The 23,613-nt window shown below is 70.7% G+C and carries 23 protein-coding genes; 11 read left to right on the top strand and 12 right to left on the bottom strand.

The window, feature by feature from the left end; all coding sequences use genetic code 11:
* Positions 1 to 77: 77 nt before the first annotated feature.
* The 6 genes from HNQ61_RS25580 (at position 78) to HNQ61_RS25605 (ending at position 5,342) form a co-directional block, all read left to right on the top strand.
* Complete coding sequence (locus HNQ61_RS25580) at positions 78 to 686, top strand: Uma2 family endonuclease (RefSeq protein WP_170034187.1); 609 nt, start codon at positions 78 to 80, stop codon at positions 684 to 686.
* A gap of 148 nt (positions 687 to 834) precedes the next feature.
* Positions 835 to 1,437: a Uma2 family endonuclease gene (locus tag HNQ61_RS25585; RefSeq protein ID WP_170034185.1), complete on the top strand. Its 603-nt coding sequence runs from the start codon at positions 835 to 837 to the stop codon at positions 1,435 to 1,437.
* Positions 1,422 to 2,579: an ABC transporter ATP-binding protein gene (locus HNQ61_RS25590; protein WP_170034183.1), complete on the top strand. Its 1,158-nt coding sequence runs from the start codon at positions 1,422 to 1,424 to the stop codon at positions 2,577 to 2,579. Before HNQ61_RS25585 ends, HNQ61_RS25590 begins: the two co-directional genes overlap by 16 nt.
* 246 nt (positions 2,580 to 2,825) lie before the next feature.
* Entirely contained in the window at positions 2,826 to 3,884 is a 1,059-nt protein-coding gene (locus HNQ61_RS25595) for an ABC transporter ATP-binding protein (RefSeq protein WP_170035930.1), read from the top strand.
* Positions 3,885 to 4,064: 180 nt separating this feature from the next.
* Entirely contained in the window at positions 4,065 to 4,568 is a 504-nt protein-coding gene (locus HNQ61_RS25600) for a hypothetical protein (protein WP_170034181.1), read from the top strand.
* Between the two features lie 216 nt (positions 4,569 to 4,784).
* On the top strand, positions 4,785 to 5,342 hold the full coding sequence (locus HNQ61_RS25605; protein WP_170034179.1) for a hypothetical protein: 558 nt from the start codon (positions 4,785 to 4,787) through the stop codon (positions 5,340 to 5,342).
* 266 nt (positions 5,343 to 5,608) lie between these two features.
* Here the strand turns inward: HNQ61_RS25605 and HNQ61_RS25610 are convergent, their stop codons facing one another.
* The 6 genes from HNQ61_RS25610 to HNQ61_RS25635 form a co-directional block, all read right to left on the bottom strand.
* Positions 5,609 to 7,708 carry a transferrin receptor-like dimerization domain-containing protein gene (locus tag HNQ61_RS25610; RefSeq protein ID WP_170034177.1) on the bottom strand — a complete coding sequence of 700 codons (2,100 nt, stop codon included), beginning with the start codon at positions 7,706 to 7,708 and terminating at the stop codon, positions 5,609 to 5,611.
* A gap of 145 nt (positions 7,709 to 7,853) precedes the next feature.
* Positions 7,854 to 8,516, bottom strand: a complete 663-nt coding sequence (locus tag HNQ61_RS25615; protein WP_170034175.1) for a hypothetical protein — start codon at positions 8,514 to 8,516, stop codon at positions 7,854 to 7,856.
* A 211-nt stretch (positions 8,517 to 8,727) separates the two neighbouring features.
* Entirely contained in the window at positions 8,728 to 9,210 is a 483-nt protein-coding gene (locus HNQ61_RS25620) for a DUF4112 domain-containing protein (RefSeq protein ID WP_205761402.1), read from the bottom strand.
* Between the two features lie 680 nt (positions 9,211 to 9,890).
* The gene (locus HNQ61_RS25625) at positions 9,891 to 11,474 is read right to left on the bottom strand and encodes a S41 family peptidase (RefSeq protein WP_170034171.1); all 1,584 of its coding nucleotides are present in this window, start codon (positions 11,472 to 11,474) and stop codon (positions 9,891 to 9,893) included.
* A complete protein-coding gene (locus HNQ61_RS25630) occupies positions 11,474 to 12,748 on the bottom strand; it encodes a tetratricopeptide repeat protein (RefSeq protein WP_170034169.1) in 1,275 nt (424 codons plus the stop codon). Before HNQ61_RS25630 ends, HNQ61_RS25625 begins: the two co-directional genes overlap by 1 nt.
* A gap of 220 nt (positions 12,749 to 12,968) precedes the next feature.
* Entirely contained in the window at positions 12,969 to 14,177 is a 1,209-nt protein-coding gene (locus tag HNQ61_RS25635) for a tetratricopeptide repeat protein (protein ID WP_170034167.1), read from the bottom strand.
* A 271-nt stretch (positions 14,178 to 14,448) separates the two neighbouring features.
* Between HNQ61_RS25635 and HNQ61_RS25640 the strand changes: the two genes are divergently transcribed.
* The 4 genes from HNQ61_RS25640 to HNQ61_RS25655 all read left to right on the top strand — a co-directional run bounded on the left by HNQ61_RS25640 (position 14,449) and on the right by HNQ61_RS25655 (position 16,869).
* A complete protein-coding gene (locus HNQ61_RS25640; RefSeq protein ID WP_170034165.1) occupies positions 14,449 to 15,048 on the top strand; it encodes a hypothetical protein in 600 nt (199 codons plus the stop codon).
* Between the two features lie 21 nt (positions 15,049 to 15,069).
* A complete protein-coding gene (locus tag HNQ61_RS25645; RefSeq protein ID WP_170034163.1) occupies positions 15,070 to 15,672 on the top strand; it encodes a sigma-70 family RNA polymerase sigma factor in 603 nt (200 codons plus the stop codon).
* On the top strand, positions 15,669 to 16,055 hold the full coding sequence (locus tag HNQ61_RS25650; protein ID WP_170034160.1) for a hypothetical protein: 387 nt from the start codon (positions 15,669 to 15,671) through the stop codon (positions 16,053 to 16,055). The genes HNQ61_RS25645 and HNQ61_RS25650 overlap by 4 nt, the downstream gene beginning before the upstream one ends.
* A 262-nt stretch (positions 16,056 to 16,317) precedes the next feature.
* On the top strand, positions 16,318 to 16,869 hold the full coding sequence (locus HNQ61_RS25655; protein WP_170034158.1) for an NYN domain-containing protein: 552 nt from the start codon (positions 16,318 to 16,320) through the stop codon (positions 16,867 to 16,869).
* A 328-nt stretch (positions 16,870 to 17,197) separates the two neighbouring features.
* On the opposite strand, the gene HNQ61_RS25660 is transcribed toward HNQ61_RS25655, so the two are convergent.
* From HNQ61_RS25660 to HNQ61_RS25685, 6 genes are all read right to left on the bottom strand, one after another.
* Complete coding sequence (locus HNQ61_RS25660; protein ID WP_170034156.1) at positions 17,198 to 18,499, bottom strand: DUF58 domain-containing protein; 1,302 nt, start codon at positions 18,497 to 18,499, stop codon at positions 17,198 to 17,200.
* A gap of 5 nt (positions 18,500 to 18,504) precedes the next feature.
* Positions 18,505 to 19,473 (bottom strand): AAA family ATPase, encoded by a 969-nt coding sequence (locus HNQ61_RS25665; RefSeq protein ID WP_205761400.1) that lies wholly within the window; start codon positions 19,471 to 19,473, stop codon positions 18,505 to 18,507.
* Complete coding sequence (locus tag HNQ61_RS29375; protein ID WP_170034154.1) at positions 19,470 to 20,654, bottom strand: DUF4350 domain-containing protein; 1,185 nt, start codon at positions 20,652 to 20,654, stop codon at positions 19,470 to 19,472. The genes HNQ61_RS25665 and HNQ61_RS29375 overlap by 4 nt, the downstream gene beginning before the upstream one ends.
* A complete protein-coding gene (locus tag HNQ61_RS25675) occupies positions 20,647 to 21,279 on the bottom strand; it encodes a DUF4129 domain-containing protein (protein ID WP_170034152.1) in 633 nt (210 codons plus the stop codon). Before HNQ61_RS25675 ends, HNQ61_RS29375 begins: the two co-directional genes overlap by 8 nt.
* A 170-nt stretch (positions 21,280 to 21,449) precedes the next feature.
* The gene (locus tag HNQ61_RS25680; protein ID WP_170034149.1) at positions 21,450 to 22,232 is read right to left on the bottom strand and encodes a DUF7847 domain-containing protein; all 783 of its coding nucleotides are present in this window, start codon (positions 22,230 to 22,232) and stop codon (positions 21,450 to 21,452) included.
* A gap of 93 nt (positions 22,233 to 22,325) precedes the next feature.
* On the bottom strand, positions 22,326 to 22,802 hold the full coding sequence (locus tag HNQ61_RS25685; RefSeq protein WP_170034147.1) for a hypothetical protein: 477 nt from the start codon (positions 22,800 to 22,802) through the stop codon (positions 22,326 to 22,328).
* 398 nt (positions 22,803 to 23,200) lie between these two features.
* Between HNQ61_RS25685 and HNQ61_RS25690 the strand changes: the two genes are divergently transcribed.
* On the top strand, positions 23,201 to 23,578 hold the full coding sequence (locus tag HNQ61_RS25690) for a hypothetical protein (protein WP_170034145.1): 378 nt from the start codon (positions 23,201 to 23,203) through the stop codon (positions 23,576 to 23,578).
* Positions 23,579 to 23,613: the final 35 nt, after the last annotated feature.

Here is a 23,613-nt window from a genome sequence, read left to right on the forward strand (position 1 = left end):
GTTCCGGTGTGGACCGCGGGCCCCGGCAGGACGCCGCATGGTGATCCCCCGGCCCGATGAACGCAGAGGTGAATGGCATGTTCGCACACGCTGAGCACCGATCGGACTGGGTCAGCTACGAAGACTTCCTCGCGAACGCCGAAGGAGTCCGGGCTGAATGGGTGGACGGGGAGATCCTGTACATGAGCCCGCAGACGGACCGGCACCTGCTGATCAGCGGGTTTCTCTACAAGGCGCTGGGCGGATACGTGCGCCTGAAGGGGATCGGCGGACGGGTGATGCAGGCCGGCTTTCAGGTGCGGCTGGGACCCAGAGTGGGGCGCGAGCCGGACGTGTCGTACGTGGCGCCGCAGAACATGCACCGGCTGACGCGGACGTTCGTGGAGGGGCCGGTAGACCTGGCGGTGGAGGTGATCTCGCCCGACAGCCGCGTGCGCGACCGGCGCGACAAGCACCGCGAATACGCGCAGTACGGCGTGCGAGAGTACTGGCTGATCGACCCGGACAAGGAAACGATCGAGGTCTTTCACCTCGGTGCCGGAGGAGAGGTTTACGAGCCGGTCGCGCTCGGCACTCCCGCGCGCGTGACGAGCGACGTCATTCCGGGGTTGTGGATTGATCCAGTGTGGATGTGGGCCGACGATCCGGATGAGTTCGCGGCCTACAGGGAATGGGGATTGATCTGACGCGGAGCGACGGGCCCGACCCGTACCGCGGGACGTGATCTTTCCGTTGGATGAGAATGCTCCGCGAGTCCGGTGACCCGGACCGCGGTGACCGGCTGGACGCCGCGCATGGCGACCCCCCGGCCCGCTGAACGCAGAGGTGAATGGCATGTTCGCACAGGCTGAGCACCGATCGGACAGAATCAGCTACGAAGACTTCCTCGCGAACGCCGACGGAGTCCGGGCTGAATGGGTGGACGGGGAGATCCTGTACGCGAGTCCGCGAACGGACCGGCATCTGCTGATCATGCGCTTTCTTTCTTCCGTGCTCGACGGCTACGTCGACCGCAAGGGAATCGGCGGACTGGTGGGGCCCGCGGGATTTCAGGTGCGGCTGGGCCGCTCCGGGCGCGAACCGGACGTGTTCTATCTGGCGCCCGAGCACATGGACCGTTTTCACCGCACGTACGTGCAGGGCGCGGTGGACCTGGCGGTGGAGATCCTGAGCCCCGAAAGCCGCGTGCGCGACCGGCGCGAAAAGTTCAGGGAGTACGCCGAGGCCGGCGTGCGCGAGTACTGGATCATCGATCCGGAAGCGGAGACGATGGAACCGTACCGGCTGTCCGCGGGCGGTGCGTACGAACCGGCGCCGCTGGACGGCGCGGGACGTGTAACGAGCGAAGTGATCCCCGGGCTGTGGATTGACCCGACGTGGATGTGGGTGGAGCGGCCGAGCCAGTGGACCGCGTACAGGGAATGGGGGTTGATTTGACGCAGAGCGACATCCACGTGGTCCCGGCGGCGGGAAGCGGGCCGATTCTGCAGGTGGAAAACCTGCGCACCTGGTTCAGCACCGACAACGGCGTGGCGCGGGCGGTGGACGGCGTGTCGTTTCACGTGAACCCCGGCGAAACGCTGGGGATCGTGGGCGAGTCCGGCAGCGGCAAGAGCGTCACCTCGCTTTCGGTGATGCGCCTGATTCCGCAGCCGCCGGGCAAGATCCAGGACGGATCCAAAATCCTGTTCCGCGGATCCAATGGCGAAATGGAAGACCTGGCGCGCGCGTCGGAGCAGCGGATGCGGCAGATCCGCGGCAACGACATCGCCATGATCTTTCAGGAGCCCATGACCTCGCTGAACCCCGTGTTCACGGTGGGCGAGCAGATCATGGAATCGCTGCGGCTGCACCAGGGGCTCAGCAAGAAGGCCGCGCGCACCCGCGCCATCGAGATGCTGCAGCTGGTGGGCATTCCCATTCCGGACCAGCGGGTGGACGAGTATCCGCACCAGCTGTCCGGCGGCATGCGGCAGCGGGTGATGATCGCCATGGCGCTGGCGTGCGACCCCAAGCTGCTGATCGCGGACGAACCCACGACGGCGCTGGACGTGACGATTCAGGCCCAGATCCTGGAGCTGCTGAACAAGCTGCAGCAGGAGCTGGGGATGAGCATCATCCTGATCACGCACGACCTGGGCGTGGTGGCCGAGACGTGCGACCGGGTGATCGTGATGTACGCCGGCCAGGTGTTTGAAGAGGGGCCGGTGGACGACGTGTTCCACAATCCCCAGAACCCGTACACCGAGGGGCTGCTGCGCTCCATGCCCAAGCTGGGGCAGGACGTGGGGCGCCTGGCGGTGATTCCGGGCGTGGTGCCCTCGCCGCTCAACTGGCCGCAGGGGTGCCGCTTTCAGGACCGCTGCCCGTACAGCTGGGAAAAGCCGGAAAAGGAAGAGCCGCCCCTGTTCGAGGTCGGTCCGGGCCGCCGCAACAAGTGCTGGCTGGTGAAGTACCCGGAGCGCCGCGCCATGGGCGGATGGACGGATGGAAGCACGCTGGCGGGCACCGCCGCCGCCACGCCCGTCGCGGGCGAGCTGCCGGATGTGCCGGCCGCTGACGACTTGGAGGTTCTGTAGATGGCGGCCACGCCGGAAGGGCGCACCCCCGCGGGGGGACAGGGCGCCGGAGATGGACTGCGCAGCGGGGGCGAGCAGGCACACGCCGCAAGCGAGCCGCTGATCGGCGCGGGGGTGGAGCGCGCCGCCGCGGGCGGGAACGCGGCGACTGCGTCCAGCCGCGCCGTGCACAAGGCGGGATCCGCCGCCGCCGCGCTGCCCCCCGCCAAGGGCGACAGCGATCTGCGCGGCGAAACGCCCGACGACATGGAGGCGCCGGAAGGCTCGCTCCTGGTGGTGCGCAAGCTGAAGAAGTACTTCCCCATCCGGAAGGGCTTCTTCAACAGCCACGTGGGCGACGTCAAGGCGGTGGACGGGGTCTCGTTCTTCCTTGGCCGCGGCGAAACGCTGGGGCTGGTGGGCGAATCCGGCTGCGGAAAGAGCACCACGGGACGCGCCATTCTGCGGCTGATCGAGCCCACGTCGGGCGAGGCGAGCTTTGACGGGCGCGACATCCTGGCGATGGACAAGACGGAGCTGCGCAAGATGCGGCGCCGGGTGCAGATCGTCTTCCAGGACCCGTACAGCTCGCTGAACCCGCGCATGACCATCAGCGACATGCTGCGGGAAGTGCTGTCGATTCACGGGATCGCGACGGGGCAGAAGGCCAAGGACCGCATCGCCGAACTGCTGCGCGTGGTGGGGCTGCGGCCGGAGCACGCGGTGCGCTATCCGCACGAGTTCAGCGGCGGGCAGCGGCAGCGGCTGGGGATCGCGCGGGCCTTGGCGGTGGAGCCGGAGCTGATCGTGTGCGACGAGCCGGTGTCGGCGCTGGACGTGTCGGTGCAGGCGCAGGTCATCAATCTCATGCAGGACCTGCAGGACCAGCTGGGGCTGAGCTACCTGTTCATCGCCCACGACCTGTCGGTGGTGGAGCACATGGCCAACCGGGTGGCGGTCATGTACCTGGGGCGCATCGTGGAGCTGGCGGACAGCAAGGAGCTGTACCGCAACCCGCTGATGCCGTACACGCAGGCGCTGCTGTCGGCCGTCCCCATTCCGGACCCGCGGATCAAGCGCGAGCGCATCATGCTGCAGGGCGACGTCCCTTCGCCGGCCAATCCGCCGTCGGGGTGCCCGTTTCACCCGCGCTGCTACCATCCGCTCAAGGACCAGGACTGCGCCAACATCGTCCCGCCGCTGGCGGACAAGGGCGGCGGCCACTTCGCGGCGTGCATCAAGGTGCCGCTGGGGGCCGGCTACAACGGCCGCCCGCCGGGCTCGCTCCCCATCCTGGACCCCACGCCGCCGCGCGTGGCGATGTGATCCGGGCCGGGTGATGGACACGCGGGGCGCGGCAGATGGATCGCCGCGCCCCGCGCCTCATCCCTCCCGAGCCGCATTCTTTCGCGGCGGATGCGCGGAAGGCCCGAGGCGGACCTCGCGTCGGGCATGCAAATCATTGCCATCACGAAACCTCGACTGCTGATTTCGGGAGCTTTTTCCATGCGGCTTCGCGATTCCCTGCGCCGGCTGGCGGCGCGCCTGACCCTGTCGCTCGTCCCGGCCGCGGGAGGTGCGGCGATGCACGCGCCCGCGGCCGTGGCGCAGGATGAGCTCTTTTCGCCCGAGATCTCCAACTACCGGCTGACCGCGCCCACGCTGCAGAAGTGGATGCAGGCGTCGCGCAACCTGGAGGCGCTGCAGGGGCAGCCGATGCACATCGACGACCAGATGCCGGTGTCCCGGGCGGACGATGAACTCGGGGAGATCGCGGGGCTCATCGACAGCGCGCCGCTCATGCGCAACGCCATCCGCAAGGCGGGGCTCTCCACCCGCGAGTACGTGCTGATCCAGTTCGCCCTTCTGGAGACGATGATCAGGTCGGGCGAGGTGGACGCACCCGGCGCGAGCGGGTTCGCGCGGATGCCGCCGGGCGTGGCCCGGGACAACATCCGCCTGTATCGCGAGCACAAGGCGGAGATCGAGCGCGCGATGCAGAATCTGTAGGAGTGAGCGCAGCTGGTTGGTGGATGATGCGAGGGGCGCGGCGGATGAATTCCGTCGCGCCCCTCGTTCGTCCCCCTCCCGCTCTGCAACTTTCCCGGATCGCGCCGCGTAGGTGCCTATCAGGGCGGTGGACGCCGCCGGGGCGCGTGATTATCCTACGCTGCCCGCCCGTGCCGCCGCGCACGATTCTCATCGTCATCCCCAGGAGTTCATCCCATGCAGCTTCTTGAATCTGCCCGCCGTGTGGCCGCGCGCGCAGCCCTGTTCGGCACGCTGGCCCTGGGCGCGGTGGTGGCGCACGCCCCGTCGGCTTCCGCCCAGTTCCCCATGTTCACCGAAGAGGTGTCCAACCACCGCCTGACCATGGAGGGGCTGGAGAAGTTCGTGACGGCCACGCGCAACCTGGACGCGCTGGAAGACGAGAGCATCAACATGGAGAACCGGTTCGAGGTCTCCGAGAACGAGATGCCGGACATCGGCATGATCGCGTCGGCGTTCGAGAGCGAGCCGCTCATCCGCGACGCCATCGGCAAGGCGGGGCTTTCGAGCCGCGAGTACGTGACCTTCCTGTTCTCCATGGTGCAGACGATGTTCACCGCCACGATGGTGGAAATGGGCGGGGAGAGCGCGTTCGCGCAGATGGAGGCCGGCGTGCTGAAGGACAACGTGGCTTTCTTTCGCGAGCACAAGGACGAGATCCAGCGCCTGGCCTCGGAACTCGAGAGCCTCGCCGACGCCCACGGCGATCACGACGGCGACGACGACAGCAACTGACCGTTGCGCGGGGGATGAGAACGAGCGGCGGTGCGCGAAGTGCGCACCGCCGCTCGGCTTTTACGGATCAACTGCTCTCACGCGGAGGTCGCGGAGGTCGCGGGGGAACAGCAGGGGGAAGAACATCGTCCGAATCCCCAATCCCCCTTATTTCTTTGGTTCTTTCTCTGCGCCTCTGCGTCTCTGCGTGAGGCCCTGTCTTTTACTCAGTTCCTCCGCGACCCCCGCGACCCCCGCGACCTCCGCGTGAGGGCAGTTGAACAGACTCAGCGCCCGCCCAGAGCCCCGCGCGCATCACGAAGCGCCGCCGCCGCGCCCTCGAAGCGCGACGCAAGATCCGCGATCTCGCGCACGGTGAGTTCGGCGTTGCGGTCGCGCACGGCTTCGGAGATGGACGGAAACACGACGTTGCTGTAGCCGTTGTTTTCGTCCGCCGCGTAGATCAGCGCGCGGAACCAGGGACGCGTGCGCAGCCCTTCCGGCCGGGTGAGCGCCCGCTCCACGCGCATGAGCGCCGCGTTGGTGCGCCGCAGCGTCTCGCGCCCGGGCGCGCCCGCCGCCAGCGCCGCGTCGCGCGCGGTGGCGAACTCCATCGCCGCCGTGCGCATCGCCTCGATCGCGTCGCCGAGCCGCGCGGTGGAGGCGGTAATCCCCTGCTTCTGGATCGCCGCATCCATCGCGGGGAGGTAGCCGCTCATGGTGCGCGCGAACTCGGCGTAGTCGTACGGCAGCACGTCGGCGTTGGCCAGGCGCAGCATGAGAGCGGCGCCCACCTGCGCCGCGGCGGCGTGCGCGCGGAACTCCGGATCGCCAAAGCGGCGCATCCACTCGAACGAATCGTACTGCGAGTGATACACGCCGTACGCGCCGCCGAAGCCCCACTCGGAGTGCGGAATGCCGAGGTGGTTGTAGAATCCGGCGAAGTCCGATCCGCCGCCCGGATCGTCCATGGCGGGCTCAAGCGAATCCGGCAGAAGCTCGCGCCGGCGCCACGCCTGGTACACGCTTCCCTGCCCCGACGGGTCGGGCACCCCGCGCGCCACCGACCGCAGCGCGGCACGCAGCGAGGGCGACCCGCCGCCGCTGAACGCCAGCCCGGTGGCGGCCACGTCCTGGTTCAGGTACGCCACGGCGCCGCGCATGAGGCGCGCGGAATCCTGCTCCACGAACTCGGTGCTGCCGAACAGGCCCCACTCTTCGGCGTCCCACGTGGCGAACAGCACGGTACGGCGCGGCGGGTTGCCGGCGCGCGCCTGCTCCATCACCGCGCGCGCGGCCTCGATCACGCTCACCGTGCCGCTCACGTTGTCCGCCGCGCCGGGGCCCCAGCCGTCGCGGTGCCCGCCGATCACCACGATCTCATCCGGGAACTCGCTCCCGCGGATGACGCCAAAGGTGTCGTGGATCTCCTTGTAGCCGCGGGTGGCGGCATCCGTCTGCACCTGCACGCGCGCGACCACCGGGCCGGGACCCACGTGGTATCGGAACGGCAGCCCGCCCTGCCAGTCGCGGGGAATGCGCGTGCCCGCCAGCCCGCGCAGCAGTTCCGCCGCGTCGCCGTACGCCATGGGCACCACGGGAATGCGCGGGATCTCCATCTCCGATTCCGCCAGGCGACGCGCGCCTTCCACGCTGGGCCAGCCCGGGGTGGAGGGGTCGCCGTCGCCGTTCAGCACGCTGCCGCGCTGGATGGCGTCCGCGGGGCGCATGGGGCCTTCGGGATACACCTCGCCCACCTGGTATCCGTCATCGCGCGGATCGCTGTAGATGATGAGCGCCGCCGCCCCGTTGCGCTCCGCCTCGCGCGCCTTGATGCCGCGGAACGAGCGGCCGTAGCGCGCGATGGCGATCTTGCCGCGCACCCTCACGCCCAGCGAGTCCAGCCGCGCGTAGTCCTCGATCAGCCCGTAGTTGACGTACACGACTTCGGCGGTGACGTCGCCGGCGCCGCTGAAGCCGTTGGCCGCCGGGTACTGCGCCAGCCCGGAGGTGCTGTCGCCGGGGACGGCGGGCTCGCCCAGCTCCAGCTCGCGCATGTCCGGCGAGACGCGCCACACGTGCACGGAGGTGGCGTGCGGCATGTACACGCGGTAGGTGCGCACCTCGGTCTGCATGCCCATGGCGCGCATCTGCGCGATCACGTAGTCGCGGGTGCGCTCCTGCGCGGGGGTGCCGGCCACGTGCGTTTCGGCGCCGAGCGCGCGCGACAGGGTGCGCGCCCGGTCGGGGCTGGGCACCCGCACGGCGGCGGCTTCGGCGGTGCGCTGCCGGGCGGCCGCCGCGGCCGAGTAGCCGGTCAGGGGCTCCTGCGCGGCGAGCGCGGCCGGCAGCAGCGCCAGGGCAAGCGGAGCGAGACGTCTGTACACGGGTCTCCGGGATGCGAAATGGTGGATCGGACGATCGACCCAAAGTACCCGCGCGCCACCGCCCGGGAAACCCGCCCCACGACGAGAAGTGCCCCGCATCCATCTTCGGATGCGGGGCGCTTTCTTGTTCCCGGTCGATGAACTGCTACGCGGCCTGTGGACGTCGCGCGGCGCGGTAGCCGATCACCAGTTGCCAGAGCCCGATCGCCGCGCAGACGGCGAACATCGCCAATCCCGCCATCAGCGAGCCGCGCCCGCCCAGGCCGCGCGTCACCATCACCAGCGTGGGCCCGGCGCCCAGCACCACGGTTGCCGTCATCGCCAGCATGCGCGCGTCGCTCCACGCCGGCGCGGTGCGGCCGAGCGCCGTCGGCTGGGGAAAGACGATCCCCTTGAGGCGCGGGTAGTCCCAGCACAGCAGGTACAGCCCCGCCAGCAGCATCGCCCCGGTGATGAACGACGTCCCAGCGAAGCCGACGGACACGGTGATCAGAAAAATGTTGAGGATGACGGGAAAGAACACCACCGCCCCCAGCGTGGCCGTCCGCGGAAAGATGAGCAGCACGGAAGCCGCCACCTGCGCGAAACCCAGGAAGTTCCAGTAGAACCCGGTGCGGTACATCGCCTCAAAGAAGAAGCCGACCGGGCTGCTGAGCGGCAGCGTCGTGAAACGGTGGCCCATGAGCTTCACCATCCCCGACGGCATGAAGGACAGCGCCAGCAGCCCGCGCGTGACGGCCGTGAACGGATAAGCCCACCACCACGCCGCCACCCGGGCGTGCAGCCGGTCCAGCGATTGTTGAATCATCGTCCATGCAGGGATGCGGATGTGCGGAATCCAGAGTTGCGGATGTGTACGGATGGGGAGGATGCGGGTTTCGGCGTACACCGGGTCGGCTGACCGGGTTGAAGCGACCAGGCGCAGCGGGCCGGCGCGGCCGATGCCTCGTCCAGAGACGCGTCCGGGCGCCGCGGATGGTTGCGGCACCAGGACATGTCCATCCAGACGATGGTGCGCCTCAGAAGATGAACCGCCAGAGCGCGCGGGCGATGAGGAACGCGATGAAGCCGAATACGCCAAAGATGGCCAGCAGCGCCACCATCACCCCGATAACGACCGCCGCGCTGCCGCGGCGGGTGCTGCCGGGCACCTCCATCTCCCGGCGCAGCAGGGTGACGTTGCGCGCGTTGGACTTCCACGCCGCGTCGAACAGGTCGCCCGCGAACGGGATGGTGCCCACCAGCGCCTCGGTGCCCACGTTCAGCAGCATGCGCATGAGGGTGGGGACGGATGCCCCCATCCGCGCCGCCTGCACCACGATGTACGCCGACATGGCCGAGCCCGCGATGTCGCCGAAGCCGGGGATGAGGCCGATGACGGCGTCCAGCCCCACGCGCGCCTGCGTGCCGGGAACGCGGATGGAGTTGTCGAGCAGGTAGCTGAGCGAGTCCAGGCGCCGCAGCCGTTCGTCGCGGGCGGGAAGGCGGTTGTCGCTGTTCACGGTGGGTCGCTGGAGGTGGGGATCGGGATGCCTCTCGCCGTCGCGCGGCGGTGTTCCGGGTGGATGCATAGAAGGAGCGTGCCGTCCGCGCGGATGCGGGCGCCGGAAGTCGCCGAGGCCGGTGCTGGGGCGACTGAAGTCGCGGCAACAACGGCGCGAAGTCCGCCTGCGCGGACTGCTGGGGCGGCTTTGGCGTGAGGGGCCGACCATCGTGAGTCCGCCTGTCCAGGAGCGAATGAATTCGCCGCTGGAAAAGCACGAAGTCCGCCTGCGCGGACTGTGGCCGCCGCTTCGGCGTGGCGGCGGGGATCGTCGGGCGGCGGGAGAAATGGCGAGTTCCAGCGGGGCGTGTGGCGGCGGTGAGTTGCGTGAGGGATTCGCGCCCGGAGGGCCGAGAACCCGGTTCGCGCGTGCTTCGACTCCGCTCGACGAGATCAACCGTGGCGCGAACCGGGGGCTCGGCGCCGTTGGCAACAGCTGTATCGTTGCCTACGGCGCGCGAAGCCCGACCCCGCGCAGCGGGGGCACGCTCGGAACTGAAGTGCGTGAGTGCTGGGTGCGTGAGTGCGTCAGTGCGAGAGACAGAAGTCCGTCGTGGTCTTTGGAGCAGATCGCCGTACAAAGACGAAGGAGCGCCCCGGCGTGGAGCGCTCCTTCTTTTGATCCACCCACGATCACGATCAGGGGGCGGCGTTCAGGATCTGGCCGGCGCGGCCGAATTCGGCGGCGGCGGCGGTGATCTGCGGGTCCAGCGCCGCCGACACACGGTAGTAGCCCGCCGAACCCCACTTGGCGCCCGCCAGCACCGGGAGCAGCATGTGCTCCAGCGCGCGGTCCGCGTCGGCACCCTGCGGCAGCGTCTGCCCCTGCGCCGTGGCAAAGGCGCGAAAGCCCGCCAGCCCGCCCGCCGGCAGCCGCGGATCGGCCGCCAGCGCGTCCGCCGTGGTGAACGCCGCCGCCTGCTCGGTCAGGTACGCGCCCACCCAGCGCGTCACCACACCCTGCTCCGAAAGCCGCGCCAGCCACACCGGCGTGGGCTCTTCCTCCGGCATCACCACGTCCGGATAGATGCCGCCACCGCCGTACACGGTGCGCCCGCCCACGGTGCGGCAGGTGGGCCGCCCCGCCGTGTCGCGCTGCGTGCGGGCCAGACGGTAGTAGTCCGCCTGCCGCAGCCCGCGGTACTGCCGCTGCACCACGCGCCCGCACGGCGTCTTCACGTGGCCGATCACCAGCATCATCAGCGAGCCGTCCGTCAGCGGAAAGCCCTGCATCAGCAGCGCCTTGCCGAACGTGGGCCGGCCCACGACGAGCGCGCGGTCGTTGTCCTGCAGCGCGCCCGAAAGCAGCTCCGAGGCGCTGGCCGTGCCCTCGTTCACCATCACCACCAGCGGGTACGCCCGGTCGCGCCGGAACAGGCCGCCGCGCACCGTGACGCTGTCGTGCACCTCGGCCTTGCGCCCCTCGGACACGTACACCGTGGCGCCCGTGGGCAGGAAGAGGCTGGCGATGTTGGACGCCTCGCTCACGATGCCGCCCCCGTTGTCGCGCAGGTCCAGCAGCAGGCGCCGCATTCCCTGGCCTTCCAGCCGCGACACGGCGGCGCGCAGGTCCTCGGCCACCTTGTCGTTGCTGAAGGTGGTGACGCGCAGGTAGCCGGTCTGCGCGTCCAGCATGATGGCCACGGGGACGGCGCTTTCCTCGTCGCCGCGCTCGCGGCGCACCGGGCGGTCCAGCTCCACGCGGGTGCCGTCGGTGCGCTCGCGCTCAAAGCGCAGGTTCACCGTGGATCCGCGCGCGCCGGCCAGCAGGGCGGAAAGCTCCATGGCGCTTTCCGCCAGCACCGGCTGTCCGTCCACCGCCACCAGCACGTCGCCCCGGATGATGTCTTCCCGCGCGGCGCGGGTGCCGGGCGCCACCGCGGCCACCACGGGCACGGAGCCCACGTACTGGAAGTCGATGGGCACTTCCATCAGCCGGCCGGCGCGAAGCTGCGCCATGCGGTCCGCGGAAAGGCGCGTGGCCGGGATTACGTACGAGTGCGGATCCGTCGCCGTCACCAGCCCCTGAATGGCCGACATCATCACCCGGTGCGAATCCAGCGAGTCCGGGTGGTTGACGCGGATCTGGTTGAGCACCTGGCTGAACAGCTGCAGGTCTTCGCTGAGCGTGCGCGGGCGCGTGGCGCCGCTGGCCTGCGCGTGCGCCGCGGCGGGAAGGGCAAGGGCGGCGAGCAGCGCCGCCGCGCGAATGCGAATCGTCATCAGTTGGCTCCGGGGGCCGGCAGGGAAAGGTCCAGTTCACGAACGAGGCGCTCGGCCACGGCGATGCGGGCGTGGCCGCGCGGGGCGCGGGCCAGAAAGGCGCGGTAGGCGTTGAGCGCGGCGGAGCGGTCGCCCATCCGTTCGCGCGCCACCCCCAGCGCGAACCAGCCGTCCGCAAAGTACGGCGCCGCCTGGGTCACGCCGGCCAGCCGCTCGGCGCCGCGCTCCAGGTGGCCCGCCTGCATCAGCGCCACGCCGTGCACGTAGCCCACGGCGGGTTCGCCGGCCGCGGCTTCGGTGGCCAGCTCCAGCTCGGTGTTCATGGTGGTGGTGTCGCCCGCCATCAGCGCCATCACCCCCATGCGCATGTGCGCCGGGTAAAAGGAAAGGTCTTCGGCCAGGGCGCGGCCGTACGCCTCGCGCGCGGCGGCCTCGTTGCCCATGCGCTCGTGCAGCCGGCCCATGCCGTACTCCAGCAGCGCCTTGCTTTCATACAGGTAGACGAGGTCGCGCTCGTCCTCGCCGCGCAGGTCGTTGAGCGCCAGGGTGAACTCGGCCGCGGCGGCGGAGTCGTTCTGGATGTGAGCGTACAGCCGCGCCCGCTCCGTGCGCAGCCACGACTTTCGCCCGCGCCCGCCCAGCGCCTCGTCGTACAGCCGCAGCGCGTCGCCAAAGCGCCCGTCGCCGTACGCGCGCTGGGCACGCAGCGTGGGGCCGGCGTTCTGCAGCCACACGTCGATCCAGTGCGAGATCAGCGCGTCGTTCACCCCGCCCGGCCCCTCCTCGCGCTCCAGGGCCGCGCGCGCCAGGGTGCGCAGGTACACGCGCACCACCTCCGTCTCGTGGCGGCGGTACAGAAACGGGTCCATCGTCAGCGCGCGAAAGTACATGGAGTCGATGCGCTGCACCGCCGGCGAGTTCACCACCTGCCGCCGCCCCTCCATGTAGTTCACCAGCCGGCGCGGATCAGACACGAGCTCGGCGGCGTAGCGGCCGTACAGCGCCTCGGCGGAGCCGGGGTCCAGCTGCGCGGCCCAGTGAAAGGCGGCCAGCGCCACGTCCGGCCGGTTGTGCAGCGACTGGTTGCCCAGTTGGAGGTACGCGGCGGCGCTGTTGGTGTCGGCGCCCGCTTCCAGCGCGGGCCGTCGCGGCGCGGGCCGGCCGCGCTGCGCCTCCACGCCGGTGTCCGTCATGGGGACCGCGGCGGCGGCCAGGAGCAGGAGCGCGCGCGGAAGCGCCCGCGTCCGCCGGGGAGTTCTGTTGATGATCGTCATCGGGTCACATGAAGGTGGTTCGGAATCAGATGCGGATCAGCTTCGATCGTGCTCGTGTGGATGATCGTCCACGCCCGCCGCCAGCAGCCTTCCACCGGAAGGCCGGACCGGCGGTTCGCGATCGCGGGCTCGTGGACAGGATTGAGTACCTGTGCACCGGATGCGGATCCGGAACAACAGCGGGACGCGCCGCGCGAAGGCGGCGCGTCCCGCGCGGAGATCAGCGGCCGTCCGACGAGGCGGGGGCGGCTTCCAGCTCCTGCAGGCGCTGCTGGGCGGCGGCCAGGCGCGGGTGGTTGCGGGCCGCGCGCTGCACGAAGCCGCGGTAGGCGGCCGCGGCCTCGGCCGGCTTGCCCTGCCCGTCGCGCAGCGCGCCCATCACCAGGTACGGATCGGCGTAGAAGGGAGCGCGGTCGATGACGCTCTGCAACTGCGTCACCGCGTCGTCCACGCGGCCGGCGCGCGCCAGGATGGTGGCGTACGCGTAGTTGACGGTGGGCTCCACCGCGCCGCCCTCGGCGGCCAGGCTCATTTCCGAAACCGCGGTGGCGGTGTCGCCGGCGGCCATCGCCATCATCCCCAGACGCACGTGCGCCGGGTAGAAGGCCAGGTCCTCGGCGATGGCGCGGCCGTACGCTTCACGGGCGGCATCGGCCTCGCCCATGCGCTCGTGAAGCTGCCCCATGCCGAACTCCAGCAGCGCCTTGCTCTCGTACAGGTACACCACGTCGCGCTGGTCTTCGCGGCGCAGGTCCGCCAGCGCCCGTCCGAACTCGCCGGCGGCGGCCGAGTCGTTGCGCACGTGCGCGAACAGGCGGGCGCGCTCCGTGCGCAGCCACGACTTGCGCCGCGCGTCGCGGACGGCCTGGTCGTACAGCCGCAGCGCCTCGTCAAAGTTGCCCTTGCCGTAGGCGTCCTGCGCGCGCAGCGCGGGACTCCCGCTCTGAACCCGGCGGTTGATCCAGGTGTCGAGACCCGCCTCGGAACTCCCGATCTCCTTGCGGTACCACGCCGTCATGTACGCGCGGAACAGCTCCGTCTCGTACCGGCGGTACAGGAACGGGTTCATGGTCAGCGCGCGGAAGTACAGCGAGTCAATGCGCTGCACCTCGGGCGAGCGCACCACGCGGCGCACTCCTTCCCAGTAGTCCACCAGCCGCAGGCCGTCCACCATCAGTTCCGCGGTGTAGCGGCCGTACAGGGCGTCGGCGGAGCCGGGCTCGATCTGCGAGGCCCAGTAGAAGGCGTCACGGGCGATCTGCGGGCGCGTGGCCACGTTGGCCTGCGCGAACTCCAGGTAGGCCTGGGCGCTGTTGGTGTCGGCGGCGGCGGCCAGCGCGGGACGGCGCGGCGTGGCGGGTGCGCGCTGGGCGCACAGGGGTGCGGCGAACGCGGCCGCGGCGGCGGCCAGGAGCACGAAATTGCGCATCGGGTACGGGCGGGTGCGGCGGGTGAACGGCGGGCCGCGCGGGGCGGCCGGATTGCGGGTACGGCGGGTGAGGCGACGAGGTCCGCGAAGAGGAGTCCGGCGGGGCCGCGGATGCGAGGAGAATACAGGAATTCCGCCCCTTTCGCAACGACCATCTGTTTCCGCCACGCACTGCTCACCCAACGCCGGCCGGGGCGGAGTGGTACTGGAGGATGCACGAGACGCGGCGCCCCGCCGCCGCACGCACCGAACCCCGTCAGGATTGCCGCCGATGAAGTCCCTTGTACGATTCGCCTTCGTGGCGCTGGCCGCCGCGGCCGCCGTCCCCGCCGCCGCGCAGACCCCCGCCGCACCGCCCGCGGCGCGCCGTCCCATGGAGCAGCGCGCGCAGCCCCGCCGCCCGCTGGACCGCCTGCTGGAGCGCCGCGCCGAGATCGGCCTGACGGACGCGCAGGTGTCGCGGCTGCAGGAGATCGGCCGCGGGCTGGAAACGCGCAACGCCCCGCTCCGCGAGCGCCTGTCCGCCGAGCGCCAGCGGTGGGCGGCGGAGCGCCGCACCCAGTTGCAGAACATGCCCGAGGAGCAGCGGCGCCAGGAGATGCGGCGGATGCGGCGCGACCCGCAGGTGCCGTCCACCATGCAGCCGCTCGTCCGCGAGATGAGGGAAAACATCGCCGGGGCCATGCGCGACGCCAACGCGGTGCTGACCCCGGAGCAGCGCCAGCAGGTGCGGCGCGTGCTGCGCGAAGACCGTCGCGGGGGAATGCGCGGCCGGCGCGGCGGTCGTGACGGGCACGGACGCGGAACGCGGGGCCGCGGGCCGGGCACGGATGCGGCGCCCCGCGCCGAACCGGCCGCCACGCGTTCGTAGCCGCCGCGCGCACCGCCGCCCGTGACGGCCATCGCCCCGGTGCACGCCTCCCCCTCCCCCTCCGCGCCGGCGGAGGAGGAGGACGAGCGCGTTCTGCTGGAGGGCGTGCGCCGCGGCGACCCCGCCGCGTTCGACCGGCTGGTGACGCGGTACATGCGCCGCGCGTTCGGCGTGGCCCACCGGCTGCTGGGCAACCGCGAAGACGCAGAGGACCTGGTGCAGGACGCCTTTCTGACCGTGCTCGCCCGGATCGACGGATTCGATCCGGCCCGCCCGTTCGCGCCCTGGTTCTTCCGCATCCTGGTCAACCGGGGATTGAACCAGCGCAAGGCGCGGGCGATCCGCGCCACCGACCCCATTCCGGACACCGCCGCCGCCGGCGCGCACTCCCCGGAGCGGCAGGCCGAACAGGCGGAGCTGCGCGACCGGCTGCGGGTGGCGATCGACCATCTTCCCGAGCGGCAGCGGGTGATCGTACAGCTGTACGAGATGGAAGGGTTCGGCGGGCCGGAGATCGCCGAAATCCTGGAGATCAGCGATGGAACGGTGCGCTGGCACCTTCACGAGGCGCGCCGGGCACTGCGGCAGGCTTTGGCCGTGTATGACAGGAAAGGTGATGGATGATGGATCCGATCGAACGCGACCCGCTGCTGGCCGCGCTGCGCGATGAACCGCGCGACGAGCCGGACTGGGAGCGGCTGCGCGGCCGCGTGGCCGCGGCGGCGCAATTGCCGCTGGCCCGCCGCCGCGCCGCCCCGCGCGCAGCGGGTTCGCGATGGCTGCGCGCGCTCCTTCCGCTGGCCGCCGCGGCGGGAATCGCCGGGCTGGCGTGGACGGCGCTGGACCGGCGTCCGGCCCCGCTCACCCCCGCGGAGCGCAGCGAAATCGACGCGGCCGTGGCGGAGGGGCTGCCGGACCAGGTGCGCCTCCTGCTGTCTGGCGAGGCCGCCGAAGCCGCGCTGCTGGACGTGGTTGAGCTACGCCCGATGGCGGAAACCGAAAGCTGATCAGAACCCTTCCCGCCACGAACGCGCAATTCAACTGCATCTACCCGGGGACGCAGTCTGTGCAGCTCGTGGCGGGAGCCGTAAGGTTTTGCGCCGCAAGGGAATGGACATTCCGTGGGGGCGCTTGACATATGGGGCGCCGACCCGTAAAACCATGGGGCGCGAGGCGGAAAAGCCTGTCTGCGCGGGCCGCCGCGAGGGCGGCCCACAGAGCCTGTCCCGCCGCCCGCGCGGCGGGTCTTTGTTTACTTGGACGGCACCCATGAACGCAGCCATCTTTATCGACGGCGGGTACTTTGACCGGGTTTCCCGGGACTGCGGCTCGCCGCGCATCGACTTCGGAAAGCTTTCCGCCGAACTGGCGCGTCCGCACGAACTGCTGCGGACCTACTATTATCACTGCCTTCCGTACATGGGCCCCAACCCCTCCGAACAGGACCAGGAGCGGTACGACAACAAGCATCGCTTCTTCAACGCCCTGACCCGGCTGAACCGGTTCGAGGTGCGCGAGGGCAAGCTGGAGTACCGCGGAACGGACCGGGAGACGGAGCGCCCCATCTTTGAGCAGAAGCGGGTGGACATCTACCTGGGCGTGGACCTGGCGATGCTGGCGGTAAAGCAGCGGATTCACCGCGCCATTCTGGTCACCGGCGACAGCGACTTCCTTCCCGCCATCCGCGCGGCCAAGAACGAGGGCGTGCTGGTGCACCTGTACCATGGCAGCGGGCCGCAGCAGCCGCACAAGGATCTGTGGGACGAGGTGGACGAGCGCACCACCATCACCCCCGACCTTCTTTCGCACTTTCTGCTCTGACCGTCGTCGGTTCGATGACAGAACGCCCGCCGCGATCCTCGTGATCGCGGCGGGCGTTTTCGTTTCTCGTGTCTCTTGAACAACTGCCGTTTCACACGGAGGTCACGGAGGATGCACGGAGGGCACGGAGGAAAAGAAAGAAGAAAAGGAAGGGCCTCACGCAGAGCCACGGAGACGCAGAGAAAGACGGGGAAGCGATGAGTTCAACCTGAAGTCCTTCTTTCTGTTCTTCTCTCTGTGTCTCTGCGGCTCTGTGTGAGGAAGTCTGTTGTTACCTTTACTCCGTGACCTCCGTGCATCCTCCGTGGCCTCCGTGTGAAACGGCAGTTCAGAGCGATCCGCGCCGCTTCACATCCAGGTAGCGGTTGATGACCGCCGGCACGGCATCTCCGGGGCGCGTGTCGGCCACCAGCACCCCGGAGCGCTGCATGGATGCGAGAGCGGCGGCGCGCGCCTGCAGAAGCTCCTCGGCGGCGGCGCGGCGGTACACGCCGGCCTCATCATCCGCGGGCGCGGCGGCGGCGGCTTCCACGTCCGGGTTGCGGATGGCCACCACCAGCGGCAGGTGCTTCTCCGCCGCGCGCCCCAGCTGCGAAACGACCGCGGCGGACGAGAGCGGGTCCAGGATGTCGGTGAACAGCACCAGCAGCGACCGCTTGCGCACCTGCTTGGAAAGATAGGTGAACGCGGCGGGATAGTTGGGCTCCACCATGGAGGCGTGCACCTGCCCCAGCGCCTCCGAAAGCCGCGTCATGGAGTTGCGAGCCGGGGGGATGAAGGCGTGCACCCGGTCGGAAAAGACCAGCAGCCCCACCGCGTCGTCGTGCACGCCGGCCACGTCCGCCAGCAGCAGCGCGGCGGTCAGCGCGTAGTCCAGCCGCTCGCGCTCCCCCACCTTCTGCGTCATCAGGCGGCCGGCATCGATGCACAGCACCACGTTCTGCCGCCGCTCCACCTGGTACTGCCGCATGATCAGCGCGCCGCGCCGCGCGGAGGCCTTCCAGTCCAGGCTGCGCGGATCGTCGCCCCGCACGTACTCGCGCAGGCTCTCGAACTGCCCGCCCTCGCCGCGCTGGCGCATGCTGCGGAAGCCGGCGTCGCGCAGCCGGTTGCGCAGGCCCAGCAGCCGGTAGCGCTTTCCCTCGTTCACGCCGGGCACCACGCGCAGCGGGTCTGCCCGGTGCACGCGCCGCTGCCGCCACGCGAATCCCGCGGGGCCCGCCACCCGCAGGTGCACGTCGCCCAGCAGGGCGTCACCGCGCCGGTCGGCGCGCACCGTGTACGCCACCCGCTCCTCGCGCCGGTCGCCCAGCCACGTGTCCGCCACGTCCGCGCCCACCCGCGACAGGATGGCGGGAAGGTCGTCCGTCACCTGCACGCGCACGCGGCGCGCGGCGCGGTTGTCCAGCAGCAGCGCCACTTCCGCGTCCGCCCCCAGCGCAATGCGCGGCGGCGAACGGCGGGACACGCGCAGCTTGTCCTCACCCGGCACGGCCAGGGCGTCCGCCGCCAGCGCCAGCACGAGGATGGCGTCCAGCAGCAGCGCCAGGGGCGCGTTCACCAGAAAGACGAGGGACGCCGCCGCCGCCAGCGTAAGCCAGCGGCCCGTGGGAAGCACGTTCAGCTGCACGCGGCTCAGCGCGGGGCGGGAAGGGTGGAGAGCAGCCCGGCCAGGCGCCCGTCCACCGACTGCCCCTCCACCTCGGCCTCCGGCGTCAGCACCACGCGGTGGCGCAGAACGGGAAGGGCCAGCGCCTTGACGTCGTCGGGCACCACGAAGTCGCGGCCGGACAGAAAGGCTTCGGCCCGCGCGGCCAGAAAGAGCGACACCCCGGCGCGCGGCGACGCGCCCAGCGCCAGGCTGGGCTCCTCGCGCGTGGAGCGCACGATGCGGGTGATGTAGTCCAGAATCGTCGGCTCCACGTGCACCGTCGCCACGGACTGGCGAAGCGAGATCAGTTCGCCCGCGCCCAGCACCGGTCGGATGCCGAAGCTTTCCGCGCGGTCGGCGCTGAAGCCGCCCACGTAGCGGTCCAGAATGGCGCGCTCCGCCTCCAGCGGCGGGTAGCCGATGGTGATCTTGAGAAGAAAGCGGTCCAGCTGCGCCTCCGGCAGCGGGTACGTTCCCTCGTACTCCACCGGGTTCTGCGAGGCGAACACGGTGAAGCCGGCGGGGAGCGGCCGCGTGTTTCCATCCACCGTCACCTGCCGCTCCTGCATGGCTTCCAGCAGCGCCGCCTGCGTCTTGGCCGGCGCGCGGTTGATCTCGTCCGCCAGCAGCAGGTCGGTGAACACCGGGCCGGCGTGAAAGCTGAAGTCGCGCTTCAGTTCATCCAGCACGTTCACGCCGATCAGGTCCGTCGGCATGAGGTCCGGGGTGAACTGCACGCGGCCGAACCGCAGCTCTAGCGCCATGGCCAGAGAGCGGATGGAGAGCGTCTTGGCCGTTCCCGGCACCCCCTCCAGCAGCGCGTGGCCGCCGGCCAGCAGCGCCACCATCATCTGCCGGAGCATGTCTTCCTGCCCCAGAATCACGGTGCTCAGCGAGTCCAGCACCCGGTGGGCCTTTTCGGCCGCCACTTCGTTCCCCATCAGCGTGCTCACGGTTTCCTGACCTCGTCCAGTAGCCTGTCAACGCCACGGGCCACGGACACCAGGTCGGCGTCGCTCCCGCGCTTCCATTCCGTCTGCAGCGCCGCCGCCGCGTCCCGCCCCACCGGGCTCGACGCCGACAGCCGGCCGATCAGCTCCGCCGCGCCGGCCTCGTCCGCGGGCGCGCGCCGGCCCAGCCGCCGCGCCAGTCCCGCCACCAGCAGCCGGCGCGCGGTGCGCTGCGCCCCCGCCTGCCGGTACGCGCCCGCCAGCGCCTCCACGTGCTCCAGCGGCGAGCGCCGGCGGGCAGGCGCCGGCGGCAGCGCCGTGCCGAAGCGCCGTCCCGCCACGGCCAGCAGAAGCAGCAGCACCGCCATCACCTGCAGCGCCGCGTGCCCGGCCGGGTGGTGCGCCAGGAACAGGCGCAGCCCGCGAACCACGCTTCCCTCGCCGCGGAACCCGTGGTACCACTCGCCGAACTCGATGCGCCCGTCCGCTCCCGCGCCCTGCGCCGCGGCCCGCGCAAAGATCGCGGCCGCGCCGCTGGTGCGCAGGTGCTGGTTGGTCAGCGGAACCGGGTCCGCCCACACCATCACCTGCCCGCGCCCTTCCCGCCACGACAGGGCCGCCACCTCGCGTCCCACGGAAAGCAGGCGGGTGGCGCCGCGCCGGGCCAGCGCCTCCGAGCTGTCGGCAAAGGTGGTGCGCACTCCCTTTACGGCGGCGGTGCCCTGCGTCCACGGGTGCGGTTCGGTGCGCGCTTCGCGCCCGGCCGAATACTCCGGCGTGCCGCGTCCCGGCTCGCGCAGGGAGTGCGGATACACCCCCAGCGAGTCGTACAGCGGCCCGCCTCCCACCGCGGGGTGCAGCGCAAAGATCAGCGTTCCGCCCTCGCGCACCGCCTGCAGAATGGCGTGCGCCTCCGCGGGGGAGGGCGATTCCTCCGGGGCGATCAGCACCGTCACCCGCCCGACGGGGTCGGCGTCCACGTACGGCTGCGTGCGCCGGTGCACCGGCAGGTCCAGCTCGCGCAGCGTCTGGTACAGCGCGCCCATCCCCGCGGGGCCGGTCAGAAAGCTGCTGGCGCGAAAGTCCTGCGCCCCCGTCCCCTCCGTGCTGCGCGCCAGAAAGCCCATCAGCAGAACCAGGACGATCAGCGCGAAGAGGAGAAGGGTGTCGCGGCGGCTACCCACGGGCGCCCTCCGGACGTGCCGCCTGGCGCAGCGCCTCGTACGACTGCGCATCCACCGCGCGCCCGCCAAAGACGATGGGCTCGAACCGGCGCAGAAAGCCGGTGAGGGTGCGGGCCGCGTCGGCCTGCCCGCGCACCTCGCGGCGATAGTCGCCGGGCGTCTTGCTGGGGTCGTAGCGCAGGGCGCCGCGCTGCTCCAGCCGCAGCAGCAGCGCGTGGTACAGCGCTACAGAAGCTTCGCGCAGGCGGCCCTCCGCGGCCAGGCGGCGCGCTTCGTCGTCCCACTCGTCCACGCTGCGCGGGCGGGTCAGGCGCACGCGTCCACCGGTGGCGGAGCCGGCGCCCGGCCGGTCGGGACGGGTGGTTCTCACCGCGCTCCACACCAGGAAGCCCAGGATCGCCAGCGCCGCGATCGACAGCAGGGCCAGGATGAGGAGGAAGACGTAGGGCGCGGTGAAGCGCAGCCCGTCGGAGATGCCCAGACGGTTGATCAGCCATTCCCACGCGTTCGCGATGGGCTCCATCAGGCGGTCCCATACGGACTCGGGCGGCTCGGGATTGTATTCCGGGCGGCGGTAGACGGCCTCCACGGCCCGGTGCACGGCCGTGCTGTCGGGAATGGGCATCAGGAGGCGCGCGGGGTGCGGTCGGCTGCCCCCGCGGGCGCACGGGTCAGGATGGACAGGAGCATGGAGCGGGGGATGAGAAGGGCGGGGCGCCGGGCAACGCCGCCAAGCTAGGGCGCGCCGCCACCGCGGTCAAACCACGGCGGCGGCGCGCGGGAGAAGGGCCGGGCTCAGGCGCCGGCCATGCCGGCGGCCAGGTGCACGTCCAGCGCTTCGGCCTTTACCCGCCGGTCGTAGTACAGCACCACGGTGGCGGCAATGGAAAAGGGCGCGGTGATGGCGCCCACCACGGTGCTGGCCGCGGCGCCGATGGCGGCGGACATGGTGCCGGGCTCGGCCTGCAGGGAGGTCAGGATCTGCACCGCCCAGCCGGGAAGCCCGGTGATGATGACGGCCACCAGCAGCACCAGGAAGATGGGGCCCCACGCGCCGCGGGCCAGCTCCTGCGAGCGGGTGAGCGACTCGACGGCGCCGCGCCCTTCCACCACCACGGCGGGGATGACGGCAAAGAGCATGATCCACACGAACACGGCGCCGATGACCAGCCCCAGGAACCCCACGCCGATGCACAGGCTCATCAGGAACAGGGCGCCCAGCAGGCTGAAGAAGCGCGAAAAGCCGTGGCGGATGGAGTCGCGCGGAGACACGGGCTGCCCCATGTACGCGCGGCTGGCCTGGTAGGTGAGCGCGCCGAACATGGCCACAAAGCACACCACCCACAGCGGCATGGCCAGCAGGGCGAGCAGGCTCGCGGTGAGGGCGGCTGCCGGGTTGATGTCGCTCCCGGCGGTCATGCTGCTGGTCATGGCGCCCGCCACCAGCTGGAAGGCGGCCAGCGGAAGGTACAGCGCCATGGAGGTGCCCAGCATGGTGCCGAACTGGTTGCGGTACACCTTGAAGGCGCCGTCCAGGATTTCGCCGACGCTCAGGGGGCGCAGGGCGGGTACGTTCATGGGGAACTCCGGAGGGGGATTCGTGGGGAGGAAAACGGACGGCACAAGGGTAGGGGGAGCGCCGCGGTCCGTCAACGCAGCCGCGGCGTCCGGTCAGCGCAGTGTGACGGGAACCGTCTGCGAGGCGCCTTCGGCCACGGTGCGGTGGTCCTGGCCGGACCAGCTCAGGCGCAGCGTGGTTGCTCCGGCGGGAAGGCGGGGGAGCGTCCACCGGTAGACGGTGCCGCGCACGGGCGCCAGTTCCGTGGAGGCGGCCATCAGCTCCGTTCCGCCCACGAACAGGTGCAGGTGGCGCCCGTCCGCGTTCCACCCCATGGGCCCCAGGGTGAGCGCGGTCCCGGCGTCCAGTTCCACGCTCAGCGGCTGGTCGGCGACCGTTCCCGGCGCGGGGCTCAGAATCCGCAGCGCGGGCGCGGCGGCTGTCCGCGTTCCCGTGTCCTGTGCGCCGCCCGTGAAGGAGCGCACCAGAAACACCAGCGCCAGCAGCATCAGCGCGCCACCGATGATCCCGAACACGCGGTCCGCCCTGCCCTGCGCGCCGGCCGCGGCCTGCTCCGTCCGTATCTCCATCCGTCCCACCGTGTTGAAAGTCCCCCGCCGCTTCGGTGCAAACCTCGGCCGGGCGGCCGCGCCGCGCAATCGGGAAATCCCCCGCATCCATGGTTTCGTCCGTGCTCGCAATCGGAGAACTTCCGTTTCACACGGAGTACACGGAGGATGCACGGAGGACACGGAGGAACAGCAACGGATCGGGATCACGCAGAGCAGCAGAGCAGCAGAGGAAAAGCAAGAACAACATCAACAATGCTTTATCTGTTCTCTGCTCCTCTGCTGCTCTGCGTGATGAATGCTGTTGTCCTTCCTCCGTGTCCTCCGTGCATCCTCCGTGACCTCCGTGTGAAACGGCAGTTTACTCCGGAGCCCGCGGGCAGTTGCGCGGAATCGGATACCCGTATACCCTATAGGTCATGAGGACGCTGCTCACTTTCCTGCTGCTGGTCTGCTTCGGCACGACCCAGGCGGCGGCCGTGGATTGCCCGATGGCACCCGCGCCCGCCGGGCAGGACGCGTCCGCCCCGCATCATGCGTCCCACCACGCGGGGCACGGAGCGGCGCACACCCATCCGGACGCGCCCTCCTCCAATCACGACCACCATCCGCTGCAGCACGCCAGCACCGGGTGCGGCATCGCCATGTCGTGCGGCGTCTCGGCGCTGCCGGCGGCGCACGCGCTCGCCCTGTCGCACGGCACGGCATCCGCCGCACGCGCGGCCGTGGCGCGTTCCGAGTACGCCTCGCACCATCCGGCCACCGAGCCGCCCCCTCCGCGACACCCCTCCGCCTGACACACTCGCGCGCCGCCGCTGTGGACGGCGCCGGA

The organism is Longimicrobium terrae, from assembly GCF_014202995.1.
GTDB classification, from domain to species: Bacteria; Gemmatimonadota; Gemmatimonadetes; order Longimicrobiales; family Longimicrobiaceae; genus Longimicrobium; species Longimicrobium terrae.

Bases quoted from the DNA above. Each gene is read 5' to 3' on its own strand.
- HNQ61_RS25630 (WP_170034169.1), bottom strand. From the start codon at position 12,748: ATGACGATCATCAACAGAACTCCCCGGCGGACGCGGGCGCTTCCGCGC.
- HNQ61_RS25625 (WP_170034171.1), bottom strand. From the start codon at position 11,474: ATGACGATTCGCATTCGCGCGGCGGCGCTGCTCGCCGCCCTTGCCCTT.
- HNQ61_RS25680 (WP_170034149.1), bottom strand. From the start codon at position 22,232: ATGAACGTACCCGCCCTGCGCCCCCTGAGCGTCGGCGAAATCCTGGAC.
- HNQ61_RS25590 (WP_170034183.1), top strand. From the start codon at position 1,422: ATGGGGGTTGATTTGACGCAGAGCGACATCCACGTGGTCCCGGCGGCG.
- HNQ61_RS25635 (WP_170034167.1), bottom strand. From the start codon at position 14,177: ATGCGCAATTTCGTGCTCCTGGCCGCCGCCGCGGCCGCGTTCGCCGCA.
- HNQ61_RS25615 (WP_170034175.1), bottom strand. From the start codon at position 8,516: ATGATTCAACAATCGCTGGACCGGCTGCACGCCCGGGTGGCGGCGTGG.
- HNQ61_RS25650 (WP_170034160.1), top strand. From the start codon at position 15,669: ATGATGGATCCGATCGAACGCGACCCGCTGCTGGCCGCGCTGCGCGAT.
- HNQ61_RS25605 (WP_170034179.1), top strand. From the start codon at position 4,785: ATGCAGCTTCTTGAATCTGCCCGCCGTGTGGCCGCGCGCGCAGCCCTG.
- HNQ61_RS25595 (WP_170035930.1), top strand. From the start codon at position 2,826: ATGGAGGCGCCGGAAGGCTCGCTCCTGGTGGTGCGCAAGCTGAAGAAG.
- HNQ61_RS25600 (WP_170034181.1), top strand. From the start codon at position 4,065: ATGCGGCTTCGCGATTCCCTGCGCCGGCTGGCGGCGCGCCTGACCCTG.
- HNQ61_RS25640 (WP_170034165.1), top strand. From the start codon at position 14,449: ATGAAGTCCCTTGTACGATTCGCCTTCGTGGCGCTGGCCGCCGCGGCC.
- HNQ61_RS25675 (WP_170034152.1), bottom strand. From the start codon at position 21,279: ATGCCCATTCCCGACAGCACGGCCGTGCACCGGGCCGTGGAGGCCGTC.
- HNQ61_RS25580 (WP_170034187.1), top strand. From the start codon at position 78: ATGTTCGCACACGCTGAGCACCGATCGGACTGGGTCAGCTACGAAGAC.
- HNQ61_RS25690 (WP_170034145.1), top strand. From the start codon at position 23,201: ATGAGGACGCTGCTCACTTTCCTGCTGCTGGTCTGCTTCGGCACGACC.
- HNQ61_RS25585 (WP_170034185.1), top strand. From the start codon at position 835: ATGTTCGCACAGGCTGAGCACCGATCGGACAGAATCAGCTACGAAGAC.
- HNQ61_RS25655 (WP_170034158.1), top strand. From the start codon at position 16,318: ATGAACGCAGCCATCTTTATCGACGGCGGGTACTTTGACCGGGTTTCC.
- HNQ61_RS25685 (WP_170034147.1), bottom strand. From the start codon at position 22,802: ATGGAGATACGGACGGAGCAGGCCGCGGCCGGCGCGCAGGGCAGGGCG.